Consider the following 6,365-nt stretch of genomic DNA (forward strand, 5'->3'; position numbering starts at 1 on the left):
TCATGACGCCCTCGGCGGCATCAGGTGCCCCGGGCACCTAAAATCTGCACATGGCAGACGACGGAGCGACCACACGCGCGATCACCCGCGCGGCCACGGGCGGTGCGGCGGCCCACTGGGCCCCGGGCAGCCGGATCCTGTGGCGGTACCGGGAGAACGGCGGCGCGCGCTTCCACATCGTGCGCCCCGTCACCGTCGTACGGGACGACCCGGACCTGCTCGCCGTATGGCTGGCGCCCGGCACCGAGTGTGTCAGGCCCGTGCTCGCCGACGGCACCCCCGTGCACCTGGAGCCGCTCGCGTCGCGCTACACCAAGCCGCGGACCGTGCGGCGCGACCGCTGGTCCGGCACCGGTGTGCTGAAGCTGGCCCGGCCGGGCGATGCCTGGTCGGTGTGGCTGTTCTGGGAGCCGGGCTGGCGGTTCAAGAACTGGTACGTCAACCTGGAGGAGCCGCTCGCCCGCTGGGCGGGCGGAGTCGACTCCGAGGATCACTTTCTGGACATCTCCGTGCACCCGGACCGCAGTTGGCACTGGCGTGACGAGGACGAGTTCGCGCAGGCGCAGCGCGACGGGCTGGTGGACGCCGAGCTCGCCGGGCGGGTCGAGGCCGCCGGCCGGGACGCGGTGGAGGCGATCCGCGCCTGGCGGTCCCCGTTCTGCGAGTCCTGGCAGCAGTGGCGCCCGGATCCCGCCTGGGCGGTACCGTCACTCCCGGACGACTGGGACCATACGCCCGTACACATGGCCTCATGAGGTCCTTGATGTGCCCCCGGGCAGGAAACGTAGGATCGTCCTCCGCAACAATCGGAATGATCGGAACGATCGAACGAGGCTCAGGAGCAACTCCCGGACCGCAGGCCGGGTCTGACCGGACGTCACCGAGGGGCGGCAGGACGTGAGCGAGGGGTACGACGGCAACACCCGTGCGGGCCACGAACGGTTCGCCGGTGGCACAGGAACAGCCTCTGACCACGCCGGAAATCCGTTCCTGGGGCATGTATTCCGGGTATCGGGTCTTCGGCGGGACGAACTGCGCGCCCGGCGCGCGGCCCCGGACGGATGGATTCGACACGCGTGACGGAGCAGCCGACCTCCTTCGAACGCCCCCAGACGGGCGCCGACCCCACGGACGCCCGTGGGGCACTCCTGCGTTCCCCGACCGTCTCGGGGGCCTCGGCGTTACCGCAACAGTCCCGTGCCGCCGCCGACGACACCTCGCGTCCGGCCGGTGCCGCGCGCGCCTCCGGCTCCGAGCACTCCCAGTCCGCGTCCGCCGAGTCCGGCGCCCACCGTCCGCGTCCCGCGCCGGAGGGCATCCCGGCCCAGCCCGACGCGGCGGCGAGGGCCGCGGAGGCGACGGCCGTGGGGCCCATGACACCTGAGACCAGGACAGCCGAGACCGTGACAACCGTGACAGCCGAGGCGGAGTCCGCCGGAGGCGGGGCGACCGGCGGCGGGACCGGCGGCGGAAACACGGACCGCGGGGCCGGCGACGGCGAGTCCCCCGGCGGCATCGCGTCCGCCCGCACGGGTACCGGGCCGCCCCCGGCGTCGGGCGCGCCCGACGGCCAGGACCGCAGAGCCCGGCGCGGCTTGCCTCCCGACGGCAAGGAGCGCCGTACCGGCCGAGGGCTGCCACCCGGGCGGCCGTTGCCCATGCGGCGGGACGGGGACCGGCTGCGGTTCGTGGGGGCGGCCACGCGGCGGATCGCGCGCGGCATGGACCTCGACGAGATCGTCATGGGCCTGTGCCGGGCCACCGTGCCGACCTTCTCCGACGCGATCCTCGTCTATCTGCGCGAACCGCTGCCGGTGGGCGACGAGCGGCCCGTGGGCCCGCTCGTGCTGCGGCTGCGCCGTACCGACCGGATCCCGGCGGAGCGCGACACCGACGGCGTGTACGTGCCGCCGCCGGTGCCGGAGCAGCCGGCGGAGCTGTCGGTGGTGACCAACGAGCTGTGCGAGGTGCGGCCGGGCAGCGCGCTGGGCGAGGTGCTGCGGGGCGTACGGCCGGTGTTCACGGACACCGCCGCCGCTCAGGTGGCCCTCGCCGAACTCCTCGGTGAGGGATCCGAGTTGGCGGTGCCCGGTGGACAGCGCGCCATCCTCGCCCCGCTGCGCGGCCGACGCCGTGTCATCGGTGCCGCGCTGTTCCTGCGCCGCCCGGACCGTCAGGCGTTCGAGCCCGAGGACCTGCTGGTCGCCGCCCAGCTCGCCACGCACAGCGCGCTGGGCATCGACAAGGCGGTGCTGTACGGCCGTGAGGCGTACATCGCCGACGAGCTGCAGCGCACGATGCTGCCCGAGACGCTGCCCCACCCCACGGGCGTACGGCTGGCCTCGCGCTACCTGCCCGCCGCGGAGACCGCGCGGGTGGGCGGCGACTGGTACGACGCGATCCCGCTGCCCGGCAACCGGGTCGCCCTCGTCGTCGGTGACGTCATGGGTCACTCCATGACCTCGGCCGCGATCATGGGCCAGTTGCGGACCACCGCGCAGACCCTGGCCGGGCTCGACCTGCCGCCGCAGGAGGTGCTGCACCACCTCGACGAGCAGGCGCAGCGCCTGGGCACCGACCGCATGGCGACCTGCATGTACGCCGTCTACGACCCCGTCGCGCACCGCATCACCATCGCCAACGCCGGCCACCCGCCACCCGTGCTGCTGCACCTGGGCGGCCGTTCGGAGGTGCTGCGGGTGCCGTCGGGCGCGCCGATCGGTGTCGGCGGGGTCGACTTCGAGGCCGTGGAACTGGACGCCCCGGCCGGCGCGACCCTGCTCCTCTACACCGACGGCCTGGTCGAGTCGCGCCTGCGGGACGTATGGACGGGCATAGAACAGCTGCGCGAGAGGCTGCAGGCGACCGCGCAGCTCACCGGCCCCGACCATCCGCCGCCCCTGGAAGCCCTGTGCGACGAGGTCCTGGACATGCTCGGCCCGGGCGACCGGGACGACGACATCGCGCTGCTCGCCGCCCGCTTCGACGGCATCGCGCCGAGCGACGTGGCGTACTGGTCCCTGGAACCGGAGGACTCCGCCCCCGGCCGGGCCCGCCGCCTGGCCCGCCAGGCGCTGGACCGCTGGGGCCTGCAGGAGCTCACCGACTCCGTGGAGCTGCTGGTCAGCGAGGTCGTCACCAACGCCGTGCGCTACGCCTCCCGCCCGGTCACCCTCCGTCTGCTGCGCACCGACGTACTGCGCTGCGAGGTCGGCGACGACGTGCCGCAGCTGCCGCGCATGCGCCAGGCCCGCGCCACGGACGAGGGCGGCCGCGGACTGTACCTGGTGAACAAGCTGGCCCGGCGCTGGGGCGCGACCCGGCTGAGCACGGGCAAGGTGGTCTGGTTCGAGCTCAACCACTCGGCCGGGAACGACCAGGCACGCTGACCCCGATATCGGGACGATCAGCACGACTCAGCACGGCTCAGCACGCCGAAGGGGCGCCCGGACGGACCGGGCGCCCCTTCGTGCTGCTCACTGACCGTTGAGGTTGAGCAGGCTGTCGGTGGCGTCGGCCGTCGGTTCCCCGACCGGTGCGCTCTCGCTCGGCGTCTCGGACACCGGCGGGGCACTGGTGGTGGGCGACTCGGACGGGCTCTCGGTCGGCGTCTCGGACACCGGCGGGGCACTGGTGGTGGGCGACTCGGACGGGCTCTCGCTGGGCGACTCGCTGACCGACGGGGTCTGCGAGGGCTGGATCGCGGCGCCCTGCTTGGTGTCCAGTTCGAACTTGCTGGTCTCGCCCATCACGCTGAAGGTGTACTCGGCCCAGATTTGCGCGGGGTAGCCACCACCGTTGATACGGCCGCTGCCCGGGATGAGGCCCGTGGCGCCGCTCAGCGTGGTGTGGGCGTGGGGGGGCTTGGAATCCTCGCCGAACAGGCCCACCGCGGTGACCAGCTTCGGCGTGTAGCCGGCGAACCAGGCGGACTTGTTCTCGTCGGACGTACCCGTCTTGCCCGCGACCTGCTGGCCGCCGCGCCGCGGGTTGTCCCGCACCGAGACCTTGGCCGTACCGTCGTCGACCACGCCGGTCAGCACCGAGGTGACCGTGTCGGCGGCCTGGCGGCTGATGGCCTGGTCGCCGATCGGGTCGGCCATCTTGACCGTACGGTCCCGCTGCGCGGCCGACTTGACGATGGTCGGGGTGACCTTCTTGCCGTGGTTGGCGAGGGTGGCGTAGATCCCGGCCATCTCCAGCGGGCTCGCGCCCATGGAGCCCAGCGTCTGGGCGGGCACCGCCTGCATGCCCTTGGTGTCCATGCCGAGCTTGCCCGCGACGCCCATCACCTGCTCCATGCCCACGTCGACGCCCATCTGCGCGAAGGCGGAGTTGACCGACTGGTTCATGGCCGTCTGGACGGTGACGTCGCCGTAGCTCACGTCGTCCTCGTTGGGCGGGCCGAAGCCGACCTTGGTGCCGTTGTCCACGACCTGGCGTCCGCTGGTGCCGTCGTAGACCGTGTTCGCCGTGATCGGCCGGCCGTCCTGGGTCTTGGCGTCGTGGTCCAGGGCCGCGGCCAGGATCACCGGCTTGAAGGTGGAGGCGGGCTGGTAGTCACGCCGGGTGGCGTTGCTCAGGTAGTGCTTGAAGTAGTCCTCGCCGCCGTACAGGGCGACGATGTGCCCGGTCCTCGCGTCGACGGAGACGGCACCGGCCTGGACGTTCCCGTCGACCTTGCGCTTCTTCGGGTCCAGCTTGCTGGTCAGCTGCGACTCGACCGCCTTCTCCAGTGCGGCCTGCTTCTTCTTGTCGATGTTCAGGATGATGTTCCAGCCCTGGCCCTCGACCGCCCGCTCCGCCTGGGCCTGGGTCAGGCCCTGGTCCTCCATCAGCTGCTGCTCGAGCTGGCGGTTGGCGAGCGCGATCAGGTAGCCCTTCTGGCCCTCCTGCCCGGGAGCGGGCCGGGGTTCCTTGGGGACGGGGAACTTCATGGCCTGCCGCTTGGCGGTGTCCAGCCAGCCCTGCCCGACCATGTTGTCCAGCACGTAGTTCCAGCGCCGCTGCACGAGCTCCTTGCCGTTGTCGCTCGCGACGGCCCAGTCGTACTGGCTGGGGGCCTGCATCAGGGCGGCGAGGTAGGCGCCCTGCTCGACGCTGAGGTCCTTGGCGTCGACGCGGTAGTAGGCCTGCGCGGCGGCCTGGATGCCGTAGGCGCCGCGGCCGTAGTAGCTGGTGTTGATGTACCCGGCGAGGATCTCGTCCTTGTTCATCTTCTGGTCCACCTTCAACGAGATGACCAGTTCCTTCATCTTGCGCGTGACGGTCTGGTCCTGGTTGAGGTAGAAGTTCTTGACGTACTGCTGGGTGATCGTCGATCCGCCCTGCGCACCCTTGCCGGACAGTGTGTTGAGCAGACCGCGCGCGGTGCCCTTCAGGTCGACGCCGTGGTCGGTGTAGAAGGTCTTGTTCTCGGCCGCGACGAAGCAGCGCTGGACGGCCTTGGGCACCTTGGACAGGTCCACCATCTCGCGGTTGACCTTGCCGGTGCGGGCCAGGATCTTGCCGTCGCTGTACTTGTAGACGTTGCTCTGACGCTGCGCGTCGGCGTTGCCCTCGGGTATGTCCACCAGCACGTACAGCACGATGAAGGCGCCCATGCCCAGCAGGCAGGCGCCGAGGAACGTGCCGAGGATCTTCTTCCAGGTGAACAGCCGGCGTACGACGCTCTTCTGCGGCCTGGCGGCCCTGCGTGCCGCGGCCCTGCCGCCGCCGGCGGGGCCGATGCCGGCCGCCGGTGTCCCGGACGAGCCCCTGGGCGCCGCGCGGCGGCCACCACGCTGCCGCGCTCGTCTCTCTTCCGCTCGTCCCATGGGTCCGTCCGCTCCGCTTCCGTCTCGGCAGTCACTCACGTGGGTGCAGGTCAGCTCAGAAAGCTAACACCGACGTCTGTGACGAAGAGCCCCCGATTCGCCCCTTATCGGACGTGAGAATGAGCACCTGCCCCGGAGGAACCGACGCTTCAGGGGGACCGAAGGTTGTCCCGAGGCGATGAAATGCCCTCACCCGGACAGGCAGGAACGATCGCCGGCCGGAGTCATCAGCCACGGGGAGGCGGGGAGTCCTGTCGCCCGTGCAGAACTGGCCGCGGTGTTGGTGTGGCAGGCACGGGACAGCGCGCCTGCCACCTTCGATGCGGACGACTTCCTGGAGTCGTCTCCACCCGGATTGAGGCGGCCGTACGCCACATCGCCATCGAGTACCGCTCCTGGAGACCGAACACGAGTTGCGGATGCTCAGCCGCGCGCCCGGATCGAGTTCCTGCTCCGCCGCGCCCTGGCGGAGGCCGGCCGGCTCACGGGGAACGCGGGCCCCCTGCCCCGCCGCGGCCGCCCGCCCGGCGGCTCCGCCCCCAGGCCCCC

3 protein-coding genes and 1 pseudogene are annotated in these 6,365 nt (G+C 71.7%); 3 read left to right on the top strand and 1 reads right to left on the bottom strand.

Going from position 1 to position 6,365, the window contains the following annotated elements; genetic code table 11:
• Positions 1-50 precede the first annotated feature (50 nt).
• Together fomD and DEP02_RS24170 are read left to right on the top strand one after the other, a co-directional pair.
• Positions 51-755 carry a cytidylyl-2-hydroxypropylphosphonate hydrolase gene (gene fomD / locus DEP02_RS24165; RefSeq protein ID WP_112469792.1) on the top strand — a complete coding sequence of 235 codons (705 nt, stop codon included), beginning with the start codon at positions 51-53 and terminating at the stop codon, positions 753-755.
• A gap of 321 nt (positions 756-1,076) precedes the next feature.
• Positions 1,077-3,389 carry an ATP-binding SpoIIE family protein phosphatase gene (locus DEP02_RS24170; protein WP_112469793.1) on the top strand — a complete coding sequence of 771 codons (2,313 nt, stop codon included), beginning with the start codon at positions 1,077-1,079 and terminating at the stop codon, positions 3,387-3,389.
• A gap of 87 nt (positions 3,390-3,476) precedes the next feature.
• On the opposite strand, the gene DEP02_RS24175 is transcribed toward DEP02_RS24170, so the two are convergent.
• Positions 3,477-5,816, bottom strand: a complete 2,340-nt coding sequence (locus DEP02_RS24175) for a transglycosylase domain-containing protein (protein WP_112469794.1) — start codon at positions 5,814-5,816, stop codon at positions 3,477-3,479.
• 355 nt (positions 5,817-6,171) lie between these two features.
• On the opposite strand from DEP02_RS24175, the pseudogene DEP02_RS35905 reads away from it, so the two are divergent.
• Positions 6,172-6,365, top strand: a pseudogene (locus DEP02_RS35905) (hypothetical protein); the annotation flags it as partial.

The organism is Streptomyces triticisoli (assembly GCF_003270085.1).
Taxonomy (GTDB): domain Bacteria; phylum Actinomycetota; class Actinomycetes; order Streptomycetales; family Streptomycetaceae; genus Streptomyces; species Streptomyces triticisoli.